The sequence below is a fragment of the Mesorhizobium sp. P170090 genome (assembly GCF_057786115.1).
In genome coordinates this window covers 993524-1009679 of record NZ_JBYNWH010000001.1, presented here as the reverse complement: position 1 = coordinate 1009679, position 16156 = coordinate 993524, and the positions used below count along the sequence as shown (strand labels likewise).

Annotated in this window: 18 protein-coding genes; 13 read left to right on the top strand and 5 right to left on the bottom strand. The window is 62.2% G+C overall.

The window, feature by feature from the left end; translation table 11 throughout:
* The 7 genes from hisH to coaA all read left to right on the top strand — a co-directional run bounded on the left by hisH (position 1) and on the right by coaA (position 4753).
* The gene (gene hisH / locus AC3EML_RS05075; protein WP_023695990.1) at positions 1-651 is read left to right on the top strand and encodes an imidazole glycerol phosphate synthase subunit HisH; all 651 of its coding nucleotides are present in this window, start codon (positions 1-3) and stop codon (positions 649-651) included.
* Between the two features lies 1 nt (position 652).
* A complete protein-coding gene (locus AC3EML_RS05070; protein ID WP_023672318.1) occupies positions 653-943 on the top strand; it encodes a DUF1330 domain-containing protein in 291 nt (96 codons plus the stop codon).
* 3 nt (positions 944-946) lie between these two features.
* On the top strand, positions 947-1693 hold the full coding sequence (hisA, locus tag AC3EML_RS05065; RefSeq protein WP_352520633.1) for a 1-(5-phosphoribosyl)-5-[(5-phosphoribosylamino)methylideneamino]imidazole-4-carboxamide isomerase: 747 nt from the start codon (positions 947-949) through the stop codon (positions 1691-1693).
* Positions 1690-2526: an arginase family protein gene (locus AC3EML_RS05060; RefSeq protein WP_352520634.1), complete on the top strand. Its 837-nt coding sequence runs from the start codon at positions 1690-1692 to the stop codon at positions 2524-2526. Before hisA ends, AC3EML_RS05060 begins: the two co-directional genes overlap by 4 nt.
* Complete coding sequence (hisF, locus tag AC3EML_RS05055) at positions 2523-3329, top strand: imidazole glycerol phosphate synthase subunit HisF (RefSeq protein WP_023687423.1); 807 nt, start codon at positions 2523-2525, stop codon at positions 3327-3329. The genes AC3EML_RS05060 and hisF overlap by 4 nt, the downstream gene beginning before the upstream one ends.
* 8 nt (positions 3330-3337) lie before the next feature.
* The gene (locus AC3EML_RS05050) at positions 3338-3661 is read left to right on the top strand and encodes a phosphoribosyl-ATP diphosphatase (RefSeq protein WP_023681408.1); all 324 of its coding nucleotides are present in this window, start codon (positions 3338-3340) and stop codon (positions 3659-3661) included.
* A 132-nt stretch (positions 3662-3793) separates the two neighbouring features.
* Positions 3794-4753 carry a type I pantothenate kinase gene (gene coaA, locus AC3EML_RS05045; RefSeq protein WP_023672313.1) on the top strand — a complete coding sequence of 320 codons (960 nt, stop codon included), beginning with the start codon at positions 3794-3796 and terminating at the stop codon, positions 4751-4753.
* Here coaA and AC3EML_RS05040 read toward each other — a convergent pair.
* From AC3EML_RS05040 to AC3EML_RS05020, 5 genes are all read right to left on the bottom strand, one after another.
* Positions 4740-5900, bottom strand: coding sequence for a phosphatase PAP2 family protein (locus AC3EML_RS05040; RefSeq protein ID WP_352520635.1), 1161 nt, complete (start codon positions 5898-5900; stop codon positions 4740-4742). The two genes, coaA and AC3EML_RS05040, sit on opposite strands and share 14 nt — an antisense overlap.
* Before the next feature lie 37 nt (positions 5901-5937).
* On the bottom strand, positions 5938-7026 hold the full coding sequence (locus AC3EML_RS05035; RefSeq protein WP_352520636.1) for a phosphatase PAP2 family protein: 1089 nt from the start codon (positions 7024-7026) through the stop codon (positions 5938-5940).
* A gap of 82 nt (positions 7027-7108) precedes the next feature.
* Positions 7109-7744 carry an alpha-ketoglutarate-dependent dioxygenase AlkB gene (locus AC3EML_RS05030; protein ID WP_352520637.1) on the bottom strand — a complete coding sequence of 212 codons (636 nt, stop codon included), beginning with the start codon at positions 7742-7744 and terminating at the stop codon, positions 7109-7111.
* Positions 7745-7897: 153 nt separating this feature from the next.
* On the bottom strand, positions 7898-8332 hold the full coding sequence (gene arfB, locus AC3EML_RS05025) for an alternative ribosome rescue aminoacyl-tRNA hydrolase ArfB (protein ID WP_023672309.1): 435 nt from the start codon (positions 8330-8332) through the stop codon (positions 7898-7900).
* Between the two features lie 86 nt (positions 8333-8418).
* Positions 8419-10029: a phosphoenolpyruvate carboxykinase gene (locus tag AC3EML_RS05020; RefSeq protein WP_023752326.1), complete on the bottom strand. Its 1611-nt coding sequence runs from the start codon at positions 10027-10029 to the stop codon at positions 8419-8421.
* A 346-nt stretch (positions 10030-10375) separates the two neighbouring features.
* Between AC3EML_RS05020 and AC3EML_RS05015 the strand changes: the two genes are divergently transcribed.
* The 6 genes from AC3EML_RS05015 (at position 10376) to ahcY (ending at position 15878) form a co-directional block, all read left to right on the top strand.
* Positions 10376-11077, top strand: coding sequence for a response regulator transcription factor (locus AC3EML_RS05015; RefSeq protein WP_010912942.1), 702 nt, complete (start codon positions 10376-10378; stop codon positions 11075-11077).
* 85 nt (positions 11078-11162) lie between these two features.
* Complete coding sequence (locus AC3EML_RS05010) at positions 11163-12944, top strand: stimulus-sensing domain-containing protein (protein ID WP_352520638.1); 1782 nt, start codon at positions 11163-11165, stop codon at positions 12942-12944.
* Positions 12945-12956: 12 nt separating this feature from the next.
* The gene (locus AC3EML_RS05005; protein WP_023681402.1) at positions 12957-13418 is read left to right on the top strand and encodes an HPr kinase/phosphorylase; all 462 of its coding nucleotides are present in this window, start codon (positions 12957-12959) and stop codon (positions 13416-13418) included.
* A 164-nt stretch (positions 13419-13582) separates the two neighbouring features.
* Positions 13583-13984 carry a PTS sugar transporter subunit IIA gene (locus AC3EML_RS05000; RefSeq protein ID WP_023672304.1) on the top strand — a complete coding sequence of 134 codons (402 nt, stop codon included), beginning with the start codon at positions 13583-13585 and terminating at the stop codon, positions 13982-13984.
* Entirely contained in the window at positions 13981-14271 is a 291-nt protein-coding gene (locus tag AC3EML_RS04995) for an HPr family phosphocarrier protein (RefSeq protein WP_023672303.1), read from the top strand. The genes AC3EML_RS05000 and AC3EML_RS04995 overlap by 4 nt, the downstream gene beginning before the upstream one ends.
* 206 nt (positions 14272-14477) lie before the next feature.
* Positions 14478-15878 (top strand): adenosylhomocysteinase, encoded by a 1401-nt coding sequence (gene ahcY, locus AC3EML_RS04990; protein WP_023681401.1) that lies wholly within the window; start codon positions 14478-14480, stop codon positions 15876-15878.
* The last annotated feature ends 278 nt before the right edge of the window (positions 15879-16156 follow it).

The window sequence follows — 16156 nt, the reverse complement described above, 5'->3', positions numbered from 1 at the left end:
ATGCGGGTTGCCATCATCGATTACGGGTCGGGCAATCTGCGCTCGGCCACCAAGGCCTTCGAGCGCGCCGCGCATGAAGCCGGCATTGCCGCTGCCATCGAGCTGACCGCCGACGCCGAGCGGGTGCGCAGCGCCGACCGCATCGTTTTGCCCGGCGTCGGCGCCTATGCCGATTGCGCGGCGGGCCTGCGCGGCGTCGCCGGCATGTGGGAAGCGGTGGAAGAGGTAGCGATCGCCAAGGCGCGGCCGTTCCTCGGCATCTGCGTCGGCATGCAGCTGATGTCGGAGCGCGGCCTGGAAAAGACCGTGACCAAGGGCTTCGGCTGGATTGCCGGCGACGTCAAGGAGATCACGCCCGCCGATCCGGCACTGAAGATCCCGCAAATCGGCTGGAACACCATCGATCTGGAGCGCAAGCACCCGCTGTTTTCGGGTATTGCGACCGGGCCCAAGGGTCTGCACGCCTATTTCGTTCATTCCTACCATCTCGACGCGACAAGGCCGGACGAAGTGCTGGCCGTCGCCGATTATGGCGGCCCGGTAACGGCGGCGGTCGCGCGCGGTAACCTTGCCGGCATGCAATTCCATCCGGAAAAGAGCCAGGCGCTCGGCCTGGCACTGATCACCAACTTCCTGCGCTGGAGGCCTTGAGATGAGCAAGAAGGGCTACTGGATGGCGATGGTCGATGTGACCGATCCGGAAAACTATCCGAAATACATCGCCGCCAACAAAGCGGCGTTCGACAAATACGGCGCGAAATTCCTGACGCGAGGCGGTCAGTCGTCAAGCCCGGAAGGGCCATCCGGCAATCGCCATGTGATCGTCGAGTTCGAAAGCTACGAGGTCGCGCTGGCTTGCTTCCATTCCCCCGAATACCAGGCAGCGCTGAAATTCCGGCGCGCTTATTCGACCTCGCATTTCGCCATTGTGGAAGGGGTCTGAACGGTGATCCTGTTTCCGGCCATCGACCTCAAGGACGGCAAGTGCGTGCGGCTGAAGCACGGCGATATGGCGACCGCGACCATCTACAATGACGACCCTGCGGCCCAGGCCAAGGCCTTCGAAGAGCAAGGGTTTGAATGGCTGCATGTCGTCGACCTCAACGGCGCCTTCAAAGGCCAAAGCGTCAACAGCGCGGCGGTCGGCGCCATCCTCAAGGCGACGAAAAACCCGGTGCAGCTCGGCGGCGGCATCCGCACGCTGGCGCAGATCGAGGACTGGCTCGACCGCGGGCTGGCCCGCGTCATCCTCGGCACGGTGGCGGTGCGCGATCCCGACCTGGTCCGGGAAGCCTGCAAGGAATTTCCTGGAAAGATCGCCGTGGGCATCGACGCCAAGGACGGCAAGGTGGCGGTCGAAGGCTGGGCCGAGGCCTCCAGCCTCGGCGTCATCGAACTGGCGCGGAAATTCGAAGGCGCCGGCGTTGCCGCCATTATCTACACCGATATCGACCGCGACGGCGTTCTGACCGGCATCAACTGGGATGCCACGATCGATCTCGCCGACGCGGTGTCGATCCCGGTCATCGCCTCGGGCGGGCTGGCCTCGATCGCCGACATCGTGCGCATGACCATGCCCGACGCAAAGAAACTCGAAGGCGCCATCTCCGGCCGCGCGCTCTATGACGGGCGCATCGATCCGGCCGAGGCGCTTGCGGTGCTGCAGGGCAAGGCGATGGAGGCCCGATCTTGAAGATCTCCATCATCCTGGCCTCCTATGACAGCGGCCACTATCACGGCGGCATGGGCCGAGGCCCGGATGCACTCGTCGCCGGCGGGCTGGTCGACGCGCTGACGCTCTCCGGGCATGACGTCGTCGTCACCGATATCGGCAGGGTTGGCGACGAACAGCAGCGCGAGATCGCCACCGGCTTTGCCGTGTGCGGCGCCGTCTCCGGCGAGGTCCGCATCGCCATAGACCGCGGCCGGCTTCCCATCGTGCTGGCCGGCAATTGTCTGACATCGGCCGGTGCGGTTGCCGGCGAGGATGCCGATGCGATCATCTGGGCCGACCAGCATGGCGATCTCAACACGCCGGAGACGTCCATCTTCGGCTTTCTCGACGGCATGGCGCTGGCCACGGTTCTCGGCCTGTGCTGGAAGCCGATGGCCTCGGCCATCCCCGGCTTCAAGCCGATCGATCCTGCGCGCTGCGTGCTGGTCAACGCGCGCGATCTCGATCCGGCCGAAACAGAGCTGTTGAAGACTTTGCCGGTCATCCGCACCGAATGCCCGGACTGGGCGACGGCGTGCGGCAGGCTGAAGGCGCCGGACGCGAAGCGGGTGCACCTGCATCTCGATCTCGACGTGCACGACCCCGGGGCGCTGCAGGCCAACCGCTACACCACGCCCGGCGGCCCGGAGCCGAAACAGCTGCGCCAGGCTGTCTGCGGCATGGCCGGCCTGCTGCCGATTTCCGGCATCACCATTTCCGCCTACGATCCGGCGTTCGATGCGCAGGCCGAGGTTCCGCCGCTGGTCGGCGAACTGCTCAGCGAGTTGCTGGCGACGATGGAGAAGGGCTGATGCTGAAGGCCCGAGTCATCCCTTGCCTCGACGTCAAGAACGGCCGCGTCGTCAAGGGGGTCAATTTCGTCGACCTCATCGATGCCGGTGATCCGGTCGAGGCGGCCAAAGCCTATGACGCGGCCGGCGCAGACGAGCTTTGCTTTCTCGATATCACCGCGTCGTCCGACAACCGTGAAACCATCTTCGACGTCGTCGCCCGCACCGCCGAACAATGCTTCATGCCGCTGACCGTCGGCGGCGGCGTGCGCCAGGTGGCCGATATTCGCAAACTGTTGCTGGCCGGCGCCGACAAGGTGTCGATCAACACTGCGGCGGTGAAGAACCCCGATTTCGTCGCGGAAGCCGCCGACAAGTTCGGCAACCAGTGCATTGTCGTCGCCATCGACGCCAAGAAGGTGTCGGCACCCAATGAAGCCGACCGCTGGGAGATCTTCACCCATGGCGGCCGTGAAAAGACCGGCATCGATGCGGTCGAGTTTGCGCGAAAAATGGTCGATCGCGGCGCCGGCGAGATTCTTTTGACCTCGATGGACCGTGACGGCACCAAGGCCGGTTACGACATTGCGCTGACCCGCGCGATAGCGGATGCGGTGCGCGCGCCGGTGATCGCGTCGGGCGGCGTCGGCACGCTCGATCATCTGGTCGAGGGCATTCGCGACGGCCATGCCGGCGCCGTGCTCGCCGCCTCGATCTTCCATTTCGGCACTTACACGATTACGGAAGCCAAGGCGCATATGGCCGAGGCCGGGCTGCCGATGCGGCTGGACTATCCGGTTCAATCCACTCCACAAAGGCTGTAGACTGCGTCATGGCTGAATTTTCGCTGTCCGATCTGGAAACGATCATTGGCGAACGCGCCCGTTCCGGCGACCCGGACTCGTGGACGGCAAAACTGTTCGCCAAAGGCATCGACAAGGCGGCGCAGAAGCTTGGTGAAGAGGCAGTCGAGACCGTCATTGCCGCCGTCAAGGGCGACGAGAAAGCCCTCGTTTCCGAAAGTGCCGATCTCATATATCATTGGCTCGTTGTGCTTGGCATGGCCGGCGTTTCGCTGGGCGAGGTGCTGAAGGAGCTTGAGGGCCGTACCGGCCGTTCGGGCGTCACTGAAAAGGCATCCCGGCCGAAAGGCTGACCGCGAGAGCCGGATGATTTCGGGCCGAGGCCTTAAATCTGAATCCGTCTCTAAATTGATAGAGGGAGCATGATGTCGCCCGAAAACCGCTTCACACTTTTCGGCCTCATGCTCTAGAGGGCAGGAAACTCGATGGACCAGCTCGCTCCGACCGAGAAATATTCCCCCTATCGTTTCTTCTCGGCCGAGCAATGGTCGAACTTCCGCGCCGACACGCCGATGACGCTGGGCGAAGACGAGATCAACCGTCTGCGCTCACTGAACGATCCGGTCGACCTGGAAGAAGTCAAGCGCATCTATCTGTCGCTCTCGCGGCTGCTTTCGGCGCATGTCGAGGCCAGCCAGTTGCTGTTTCGCCAGCGCCAGGCCTTCTTCAACGCGCTGGATGTGGTCAAGACACCGTTCATCATCGGCATTGCCGGTTCGGTTGCGGTCGGCAAATCGACCACGGCGCGCGTGCTGAAGGAGCTTCTGGCGCGCTGGCCGTCGAGCCCCAAGGTCGATCTCATCACTACCGACGGGTTCCTGCTGCCCAACAAGGTGTTGCGACGCGACAATCTGATGGAGCGCAAGGGCTTTCCCGACAGCTACGATGTCGGTGCGCTGCTGCGTTTCCTCTCGGGCATCAAGTCGGCCCAGCGCAATGTCCGCGCGCCCGTCTATTCGCATTTGACCTATGACGTCATTCCCGGCGAGTTCGTCACCATCGACCGGCCAGACATTCTGATCTTCGAAGGCATCAACGTTCTGCAACCCGGCAAATTGCCGAAGGACGGCAAGATAGTGCCGTTCCTGTCGGATTTCTTCGATTTCGCCATTTATATCGACGCCGACGAAAAGCTGATCCACCAATGGTACATCGCCCGCTTCATGCGCCTGCGCGAGACGGCCTTCCGCAATCCGGACTCCTTCTTCCACCGCTATTCGCAGCTTTCGGAAGACGCCGCGCGTGCCATTGCGGAAGGCTTGTGGGCCAACATCAACCTGAAAAACCTGCGCGAGAACATCGTGCCGACACGAGCGCGGGCCGACCTCATCCTGCGCAAGGGCGCCAATCATCTGGTCGAGGAAGTGGCGCTCAGGAAACTGTGACCGCCGCCTCCGGGCTGGTCGCGATATCGGCCGGTTGCGTATCCAGCGCCGGTCGCCGGAGATAGTGCCGGTCGGCCGGGACGAGTTTGCGCGCCGCGACATAGACAATCACCGAGACAGCTGCTGCGGCATAGCCGTCGATTGCATAGTGCCACGCCAGATAGACCGAGCTGACGGCAACAAAGGCCACATAGACAAACGCTACAGCGCCGAGACGGCGATTGTACTCCCATGCAAAAAGCGCGTTGAGCATCGCCAGGCCGACATGCACGCTGGGAAAGGCCGAAATGCCTGACGCGAAACCGGTCTGCCTGGCCTCATGAAGCCTCCACAAATATTGCTGGTAGGAAACAGCGGAATTGGAGGATTCGGCGCCGCGGGCCAGGAATGCGAGCTGTTCGCCAAACCGCGCCGTGTCGCCCGTGGCCATTCCGTAAAACGCCGGACCAGCCGACAGGAACAGTCCAGCCAATATGTTGCCGACGACGATCCAAACCACCATGAAGCAGATGACATAGCGCGTTCGAGCCGACGCCGTCCGGGGCGATGTCGCGACGAAGAACAAGGCGCCAAAATTGAGAACAAACCAGAATACGTTGTAATTCCACTCGATGGCGGCCCGCACGAAATCATTTTTTGCCACCAGATAGAGCCAGCGCCACGGATCGGCGCCGAAATGCAGGAACGCATCGATGTCGGCATGCAGCACGTCAAATGGAAAGCCGTCCTGCCAGACCGGCATTCCGTTCTTCACCGAGGTGAATGTGCCTTGAAAGATCATGAGCGCCATGAGGAGGCATAGACCCGAGAGCGAATATGCCAGCCGCGATGTCGAGAACACATATTTCGCCGCCAGACGGCGCCTGCTGTCGAAGCGATGTATAAGCAGGCTTATGTCAACAATAATGGCGAAGGTCGGCAGCATCAGGCCGTTCAATAATATCCACCGCCCGAAATATATCGAATACGCGCTGCGGTCGGCCGCGCCTATTGCATACAGAAAAACCAGTCCGGCCAATGTGTAGACGACTATGAACAGATAAACGCCTGAATCCCGGCGAATCAGCGGGATCGCTTGTTTGATGACTGCCCACAACTGACGGAAAACCACACTGCTCTTTGTCATTGTCCCGAGCCGACGTTGCAATGCCCGGGCACTTTATAAGGAAAATCTGTAGAATCGGTTAGTGCTGTGCGAGGACGCGCGCGCTCAAGAAAGTGTCGTCATTCGCCAGCCCCAATTTGCCACAGCCCCACCAGATGGCGAGCGCCGCGGCAATGCCGACAATTCCGTCCACGGCATAGTGCCATCCGAGGTGAATCGAGCCGAAGAACAACAAGGCGCCAAAGGCCAGCATGGCGTGACCGAACCTGCGATCAATTGAGTACGCGACAGCCACAAACAGCGCCGCCTGCGCGTTGTGCATGCTGGGCATGGCCGAAATGCCACCGGGCAAATCGACACGGCCAGTATAGACCTCCCAAAGAAAATCCTGTGTCAAGGATGACGACAGCGGATAGATCGACGCAACCTCGTCGAGATAGCGCATCAGATCGGCATATGGCGAGGGTGCGCCCGGCACCACTTCCGCAAAGTAACAAGGTCCTGCCGAGGAGAACAACGTTGCTATGACCAGGCCGATCAGGATCCACGAAATGACCGTCGCCCGCCAGTAGCGAAGGCGGATCCGCTCAGGCACGCGCGGACTGACAAGCAACCCCACCCAGAACAAGAACACCAGCAGCATCCACAGAGTGTACACTATGTCCAACAGGCGAGTTACCCAAGGCATGCCGACGACCGGCTGAATGATTTGCCACGCCTGATTCCCACCCAGGAGATTTGCATCCCAGTGGGAGAAAGTTTCGTCCCACTGGAAGGGGGCGACAATCGGAATCATCATTTTGTTGTAGAGGAATGCCGCCATGAAGAGAGCCAACACGACGCTAGCGCAGAAACCCCGCGCAAGGGTATTCGACATGCCTCCGAGGGAAGCGATAGCGATGCTGACTGGTGACCCATGGCGACCCTGAACGAGCGCGCAGGAACCAACCACGGCAACAAGGATAGAGCCCAGCAAAGGCAAAAAGCGCACAATTCGACCGGTATATTCAACAATATGGGGCAGGATCGAATCGCCCCTGATTGTCGCGATGAGAAAGGTCAACACGACAAATGCGAAGATCATTGCACTGCGGCGGCCCTCACGCGCGAGCCATGCGGGAAACCGGTCCACATGCGAAGGACTCTGCACGATTTCAGAAGAAGCCATAGGAACGGCCCCAATCTTTTTGAGAACAGTCCTTTGTGTCGCACCTATACTTTAATAAACAGTAAGTCGAAGAATACCCCTGCTACTCCAGGGTACGGTTGACCCGCCGCAGCGTCAGATTGATCCGGCCGCCATTTTTCAGCAGCGCCGAGGTCGACGGATAGATGCGGTCGACGCCGTGGAAGCAGAGCCGGCCTTCGCCGCCGAGCACGACGACGTCGCCGCTTTTCAGGCGGAACGATTTGGTACCGCCGTCGCGTGTGGCCCCCCTGCCCGTCACTTGGCCGACCCGGAACAGGCAATCGTCGCCAAGTGACACCGAGACCACTGGGGCCGAGAAATCGGCTTCGTCGCGATCCTGGTGCAGACCCATTTTGGCGTCCTGCGTATAGAAATTGACCAGGCAGGCCTCCGGCGGATTCGGATAGGCGGCGACCTCCCGCCACAATTGCAGCAGCGCGTCCGGGATCGGCGGCCATGGCTCTCCGGTGAGTGGGTGCGTTGGCTGGTAGCGATAGCCCAGCTCCTTGTCGGTGACCCAGCCGAGCGTGCCGCAATTGGTCATGCGCACGCTCATCTCCTTGCCGGTCCGCGGCATCGCCGGCACGTACAGCGGCGCCCGCTGTACAATTGTCCTCACCTCTTCGACCAGCGCTTCCTGCGCCGCGCGGGACAGATAACCAGGCATGTGGCGGACGCCTTTGGGCAGAACGAGCATGACTTCGCCTCCGGTTGATACTGAAACCATGCCACCGCCAATCAGAAACGGCGACCCGAAAGCCACCGTTGTCGGCCTCCCTTTCTGTGGCAATGGTGAAACCTTGCGGCTGCGGCAGGGGAGGCCGCTTTATGCACGCAGTCGGCGCGGTCCTTAGTCGTTCTCTACCCGGCCGCGCAGCTTTTTGATCGTGCCGCGCCCTGCCTTGCTTTGCAGCCGCCGCTCCACCGAGCCTTTCGACGGCCTGGTCTTCTTGCGCGGCGGCGGCGGCGGTTCCGCGGCCTTGGCGACCAGCGCCGTCAGCCTTGCCCGGGCATCGGCCCGGTTCTGCTCCTGGGTGCGGAAGCGGCCGGCCTCGATGACGATGACGCCGTCCTTGGTGGCGCGCTGGCCGGCGAGCTTGATCGTGCGCGCGCGCACGCGTTCGGACAGGCCAGCTGCATTGGCGGCGTCGAAGCGCAATTGGACGGCGGTCGCCACCTTGTTGACGTTCTGGCCGCCGGGACCCGACGAGCGGATGAAATCCTCGTGCAGGTCGCCCGGATGGATTACGGCTTCGTCTGATATGATGATGTCGTCGATAGGCATGCCGCAGTCATGGCGCGGCGGACCAAAAAAGAAAAGGCCCGATCGAGACCGCGCCTTTCAAGGATGCTTCGGTGAAGATGCCTGGACTATTCCGCAGCTTCCTGCAGGCGGGGTGCTGCGCCGAGCACGACGGCATCGACATGGCTCTCGAATTTCTCGAAGTTGACGGCGAACATGCCGACCAATCGCGCTGCCTGCCGGTCATAGGCTGCCTTGTCGGCCCAGGTCGAACGCGGGTCGAGAATGGCGCTGTCGACGCCAGGCACAGCAACCGGCACCTCGAAGCCGAAATTGGCGTCGGTGCGGAAACCGGACGCCTTCAACGAACCGTCAAGCGCTGCGGCCAGCAAGGCGCGCGTCGCCTTGATCGGCATGCGCTTGCCGGTGCCGTAGGCGCCGCCGGTCCAGCCGGTGTTGACCAGCCAGCAATCGGCGCCGTGGCGGGCGATCAGCTCGCGCAGCAGATTGCCGTATTCCTTGGGGTGGCGCGGCATGAACGGGGCGCCGAAGCAGGTCGAGAAAGTCGCTTCCGGCTCGGTAACGCCCTTCTCGGTGCCGGCCACCTTGGCGGTGTAGCCGGAGAGGAAGTGATACATCGCCTGCGCCGGGGTCAGCCGTGCGATCGGCGGCATGATGCCGAAGGCATCGGCGGTCAGCATGATGATGTTTTTCGGATGGCTGGCGCGTCCGCTCTTCGAGGCATTGGGAATGAAGTCGAGCGGATAGGCGCAGCGCGTGTTTTCGGTGAGCCGGCCGTCGTTGAAGTCCGGCACGCGGTCGGCGTCGAGCACGACATTTTCCAGCACCGTGCCGAAACGCTGCGTGGTGGCGAAAATCTCCGGCTCGGCCTCGGCCGACAGCCGGATCGTCTTGGCGTAGCAGCCGCCTTCGAAGTTGAAGATGCCGTGCGGTCCCCAGCCGTGCTCGTCGTCGCCGATGAGCGTACGTGACGGATCGGCCGACAGCGTCGTCTTGCCGGTGCCCGACAGGCCGAAGAAGATCGCTGCGTCGCCGCCCGGGCCCTCATTGGCCGAGCAGTGCATCGGCATGACGCCCTTTTCCGGCAGCAGATAGTTCAGCATGGTGAACACCGACTTCTTCATCTCGCCGGCATAGGAAGTGCCGCCGATCAGCACGATCTTGCGGGCGAGATCGACCGCAATCACCGTATCGGTGCGGCTGCCGTGACGGGCCGGATCGGCGCGGAAGGACGGCAGGTCGATGATCGTCATCTCCGGCACGAAATCTTCGAGCTCGGCGGCCTGCGGGCGGATCAAAAGATTGCGGATGAACAGCGAGTGCCAGGCGAATTCGGTGATGACCCGCGTCGGCAGCTTCAGCTCGGCATCGGCGCCGCCGACGAGGTCCTGCACATAGAGATCGCTATTCGCGGCGTGGACAAGGAAATCGGCGAGCAGCATTTCGAACTGGCCCGCCGAAATCGCCTTGTTGTTGTCCCACCAGACATGGGGCTCGGTGGCGCCATCGCGGACGACAAACTTGTCCTTGGGCGAGCGGCCAGTGTGCTGGCCGGTCTCGGCAAGCAGCGCGCCGCCGGCGGTCAACCGGGCCTCGCCACGACGGATCGCTGCCTCATAAAGGGCGGCCGCACCAAAATTATAATGCACCGTGCCGGTGGTTTTCAGGCCGATACGATCGATCGCGCAAGCAGAATTGCGTTTGCCGACTTCCGACATCAAGGGTCCCTTCTTCTGGATTCGCCGCACTTTGCCGGCGCGTTTCCGGCGAGCCCGCGTTAGGGGCTGAGACGGTGAGAACCAGAAAACTCGAATGATATCAAATCATTAATCGATTTAAAAATTTTGAAAGTTGTTTAAATCGTTTATATGTGCAAAAAATCACGGTGGTTCCCCAAAGGATTGGCACACAGTGTTCGTCCAACCCGTGTAGAGGTTCCGATGGGGCCGCCGGCAAGCCGTCCGCGACAGCGGGTGGAGCCTGTGCCACATTTTGTACCTAATTTGTCCTGCAAAAGCCCCTTCTCTAAGACAGAAGGGACAGCTCATGAGGGAGCCGCTTGAAATGGCAACAATCGCGCTTGTCGATGACGACCGCAACATTCTGACATCGGTGTCGATCGCCCTCGAGTCCGAGGGGTATCGCGTCGAGACCTACACGGATGGTGCGTCGGCGCTGGAAGGCCTGGCGGCGCGGCCGCCGAATCTCGCCATCCTCGACATCAAGATGCCGCGCATGGACGGCATGGAGCTGTTGCGCCGGATGCGGCAGAAGTCCGACCTACCGGTGATCTTCCTGACCTCGAAGGACGATGAGATCGATGAGCTTTTCGGCCTCAAGATGGGCGCCGACGATTTCATCCGCAAACCGTTCTCGCAGCGCCTGCTGGTCGAGCGGGTGCGCGCCGTGCTGCGCCGCGCCAGCGCCCGCGAAGCTGCGGCAAAGGCGCCCAGCCAGCAGGCCCGTTCGCTGGAACGCGGGCAGCTGGTCATGGACCAGGAACGCCATACCTGCACCTGGAAGGGCGAGCCGGTGACGCTGACGGTCACCGAATTTCTCATCCTGCACTCGTTGGCGCAGCGCCCCGGCGTGGTAAAAAGCCGTGATGCGCTGATGGATTCGGCCTATGATGAGCAGGTCTATGTCGACGACCGCACCATCGACAGCCACATCAAGCGGCTGCGCAAGAAGTTCAAGGCCGTCGATGACGACTTCGAAATGATCGAAACCCTTTACGGAGTCGGATACCGGTTCCGCGAAGCTTGAGTTGATGCATGTCGCCCAAAAGTGGTCGCGGTTTTTGGGACGACGACATGCATAAAACCAAAGACTAGGCGGGAGCTGCTATTCGATGGCAGTGGATGTACAGCGGAGCAGGCGACCGAGCGCTGTCAGGCGGTCGCGGATTCTGCCCGCATTCCTGTCGAGGTTGACGGTGCCGATGCGCCGCTTCCTCGGCCACCACATCTTTTCCAGCCTGACCCGGCGCATCCTGTTCCTCAACCTAGCCGGCCTCGCCGTGCTGGTCACCGGCATCCTCTATCTCAACACCTTCCGCGACGGGCTGATCGACGCCCGCGTCGAAAGCCTGATGACGCAGGGCGAGATCATCGCCGGCGCCATTGCCGCGTCGGCGACGGTCGAGACCGATTCGATCAGCATCGATCCGGAAAAACTGCTCGAACTGCAGGCCGGTGAAAGCCTCGGGCCGGGCTCAGACCAGCTCGACAATCTGGATTTCCCGATCAACCCCGAGCGCGTCGCGCCGGTGCTGCGGCGGCTGATTTCGCCGACGCGCACCCGGGCCCGCATCTATGATCGCGACGCCAATCTGCTGCTCGATTCGCGCCATCTCTATTCGCGCGGCCAGATCCTGCGCTACGACCTGCCGCCGGTCGAGGACGAGCAGCCGGATATGCTGGAGCGCGTGCAGAAATTCGTCTTCGACTTCTTCCGCAACAAGGACCTGCCCGTCTACCACGAGCAGCCCGGCGGCAACGGTGCGGCCTTCCCGGAAGTGGTCAAGGCGCTGACCGGCAGTCCATCGACGATCGTGCGGGTGAGCGAACAGGGCGAGCAGATCGTTTCCGTGGCGGTGCCGATCCAGCGCTTCCGCGCCGTTCTCGGCGTGCTGATGCTGTCGACGGAAGGCGGCGACATCGACAAGATCGTCGCCGCCGAGCGCAAGGCTATTTTGCGCGTGTTCGGCATCGCCGCCCTGGTCACCGCCATCCTGTCGATGCTGCTCGCATCCACCATCGCCAATCCGCTGCGCCGGCTATCGGCGGCGGCAGTGCGGGTGCGGCGCGGCGTCAAGAGCCGCGAGGAGATCCCCGACTTTTCCGACCGCCAGGACGAGATCGGCAATTTGTCGGTCGCGGTGCGCGACATGACCAACGCGCTCTATGCCCGCATCGAGGCGATCGAAAGCTTCGCCGCCGATGTCTCGCACGAGCTGAAGAACCCGCTGACCTCGCTGCGCAGCGCGGTGGAGACCTTGCCGCTGGCCAAGAACGACAATTCACGCGGCAGGCTGATGGAGATCATCCAGCACGATGTCCGGCGTCTCGACCGGCTGATCACCGACATTTCCGATGCCTCGCGCCTCGACGCCGAACTGGCGCGTGAGGATGCCGCCACGGTCGATTTGAAGAAATTCATTACCGATCTCGTCGCCGTGTCGCGCGAAGCGACGCGCAACAAAAAGGCTGTCGAGATCGAATTCAAGGCCGCCAAGCTGCCGCAAGGCGTCAAAGGCTATTTCGTCACCGGCCATGATCTGAGGATCGGCCAGGTCATCACCAATCTGATCGAGAATGCCCGCTCCTTCGTGCCGGAGGACCACGGCCATATCGCCATTTCCCTGGCACGCTCGGGCAAGGTCAACATCGTCACCGTCGACGACAACGGCCCCGGAATCCGCGCCGACGCCATCGACCGCATCTTCGAGCGCTTCTACACCGACCGCCCGGCGGGCGAGGCGTTCGGCCAGAATTCGGGGCTTGGCCTGTCGATATCCAGGCAGATCGTCGAAGCCCATGGCGGCACGCTGACCGCCGAGAACATCCCCGGCACCAAGCCCGGCGACATCAAGGGCGCGCGCTTCGTCGTTACGCTGCCGGCCGAAGGCTGATCGCGGCTGCGCATGCCCGATCCCACCGCGGAACCCGAGAACATCCATGCCACCGCAGTCCTGATTGGCGAGCGGGGCGTCCTGATCACCGGGCCGTCCGGCTCGGGCAAGACAACGCTGGCGCTGGCGCTCATCGACCATTTCAGCCGGCTCGGGCTGTTTGCGCGGCTGATCGGCGACGACCAGCTGTTTGTCGCGGCGCGTTTCGGGCGGCTGGTCTGCCATGCGCCCGCCAGCATTGCCGGCCTCGCAGAGGTGCCCGGGCTTGGTCCGAAGCCGCTTTTGTTCGAACCCGTGGGGGTCATCGACCTTACGATCCAGCTGGTTGCCGCAAACGCTGTGGAGCGTTTCCAGGAAGAGGCGAGCGCGACCATTGCCGGCTGTGTGGTGCCGCGCATCGACCTCGTTCAGCGCAACGTCACTGCGGCTTTGCCGGCGGTAATGGCGCGGCTGGCGATTGCGCCTTTCGTATGATCCGCCGCCGGTTTTTTGCTGCAATGCGTCAAATTGGCCATGGCCGACGCAATTTTGGGCTTGTCAACGCGCCGCGCGTCGACAAGATAGCGCTCCCGCCGCCTGGGATGGCCGGCGAGCATAAAAAGCGCCTGTGAAGCGGCGATGACGGGAGCCACCATAGAATGATCGGACTCGTGCTTGTAACGCACGGTCAACTGGCCGCCGAGTTCCGCCATGCCGTGGAACATGTCGTGGGGCCACAAGACAATTTCGAAACCGTGGCAATCGGCGCCGATGACGATATGGAGCAGCGTAGGCGCGATATCGTCGACGCCGTCGGCCGCGTCGACACCGGGACCGGGGTCATCGTTCTGACCGATATGTTCGGCGGCACGCCTTCCAACCTTGCCATTTCGGTGATGGAATCCGGTCGCACCGAGGTCATCGCCGGCATGAACCTGCCGATGCTGATCAAGCTGTCGTCGATCCGCAAGGGCGACAACATGGCGACCGCGCTCGACGAGGCGCAGGCTGCGGGGCGCAAATACATCAACGTCGCAAGTCAGCTGCTGAGCAGCAAATGAACGCGCTGTCGCCCGGTGAGATCGTGCGCGAGTTCCCGATCGTCAACCAGCGCGGCCTGCATGCGCGAGCCTCGGCGAAGTTCGTCCAGGTCGCCAGCGGCTTCGACGCCACCGTCCATGTCGAGAAGGATGGTCTCAAGGTCGGCGGCACCTCGATCATGGGGCTGATGATGCTGGCGGCGAGCCCCGGTTATTCGATCCGCGTCACAGCCAGCGGCGCTGAAGCCGCAGCGGCGATGGACGCGCTGGAGCAGCTGGTCGCCTCGCGCTTCGGCGAAGAGTGCTGAAGTTTTTGCTTTGAACGCCGTTGTCCCAAAACCGCGGGATACTTTTGGGCGGCATGCATCCCCGTAAACACATACGCGCATAAAGATTTCTTTATATCCCATTGTCGTCTTGGCGGCGATCTGCTAGTCAGGCCGGCATTCCGCGCCCTTCGACGCGCCGTGTGGCGCAGGCGCATTCTGAAGACAAATCACACCGGAGCACTGCCATGACAGGTAGCAAGGACTATGTGGTCGCCGACATCTCGCTTGCCGGCTGGGGCCGCAAGGAACTCGATATCGCCGAAACCGAAATGCCGGGCCTGATGGCCTGCCGCGAGGAATTCGGCGACAAGAAGCCGTTGAAAGGTGCGCGCATCACCGGCTCGCTGCACATGACCATCCAGACGGCGGTGCTGATCGAGACGCTGAAGGCGCTTGGCGCCGATATCCGCTGGGCCTCGTGCAACATCTTCTCGACCCAGGACCATGCGGCCGCGGCCATCGCCGAGGCCGGCATCCCGGTGTTCGCCGTCAAGGGCGAGTCGCTCGAGGAGTACTGGGACTACACCGACAGGATCTTCCAGTGGGCCGATGGCGGCCTTTCCAACATGATCCTCGACGATGGCGGCGACGCCACCATGTACATACTGATCGGCGCCCGCGCCGAAGCCGGCGAGGACGTGCTGTCCAACCCGCAGAGCGAGGAAGAGGAATACTTCTACGCCCAGGTCAAGAAGCGGCTGAAGGCTTCGCCCGGGTTCTTCACCAAGCAGAAGGAAGCCATCCGCGGCGTCACCGAAGAGACGACCACGGGTGTCAACCGACTCTACCAGCTGCAGAAGAAGGGCCTGCTGCCCTTCCCGGCGATCAACGTCAACGACTCGGTCACCAAGTCGAAGTTCGACAACAAATATGGCTGCAAGGAATCGCTGGTCGACGGCATCCGCCGCGGCACCGACACCATGATGGCCGGCAAGGTTGCGGTCGTCTGCGGCTACGGCGACGTCGGCAAGGGCTCGTCGGCTTCGCTCAAGGGCGCCGGCGCCCGCGTCAAGGTCACCGAAGTCGATCCGATCTGCGCGCTGCAGGCGGCGATGGACGGCTTTGAAGTCGTCACGCTGGAAGATGCCGCACCGACCGCCGACATCGTCATCACCACCACCGGCAACAAGGATGTGGTCACCCTCGACCACATGCGCTCGATGAAGGACATGGTGATCGTCGGCAATATTGGCCACTTCGACAATGAGATCCAGGTCGCGTCGCTGCGCAACCTGCAATGGACCAACGTCAAGCCGCAGGTCGACATGATAACCTTCCCGGACGGCAAGCGGATGATCCTGCTGTCCGAGGGGCGCCTGCTCAACCTCGGCAACGCGACCGGTCATCCGAGCTTCGTGATGTCGGCTTCGTTCACCAATCAGGTGCTGGCGCAGATCGAGCTCTACACCAAGCCCGGCCAGTACCAGAACCAGGTCTATGTGCTGCCCAAGCACCTCGACGAGAAGGTGGCGCGTCTGCATCTCGACAAGCTTGGAGCCCGCCTGACCGAACTTTCCGGCGAACAGGCCGCCTATATCGGCGTGACCCCGCAGGGTCCGTTCAAGCCGGAACACTACCGCTATTAGCCAAAGCGGCGTTTACCACTAGATATTGAAGCCGGGCGATTGACTTTTCGCCCGGCTTCTTTTTTGCGCGGATGATTCTTCACGCCGATTCCAGCACGCGCTATTGTGCTGATTCGTGGGCCGGGGACGAGGCCGGCGTACGCATCGAGAGCATGATTCGAACCGAAGGACCGCGTCAGCGAAAAGTGGGAAGCGGTTTTCGGAAAAGATCATGCTCTTTAGAAAAGAGTTAGGTCAGAAGGGCGTTTCATCAAACGTGATCCTGATCTAGGCGGTCT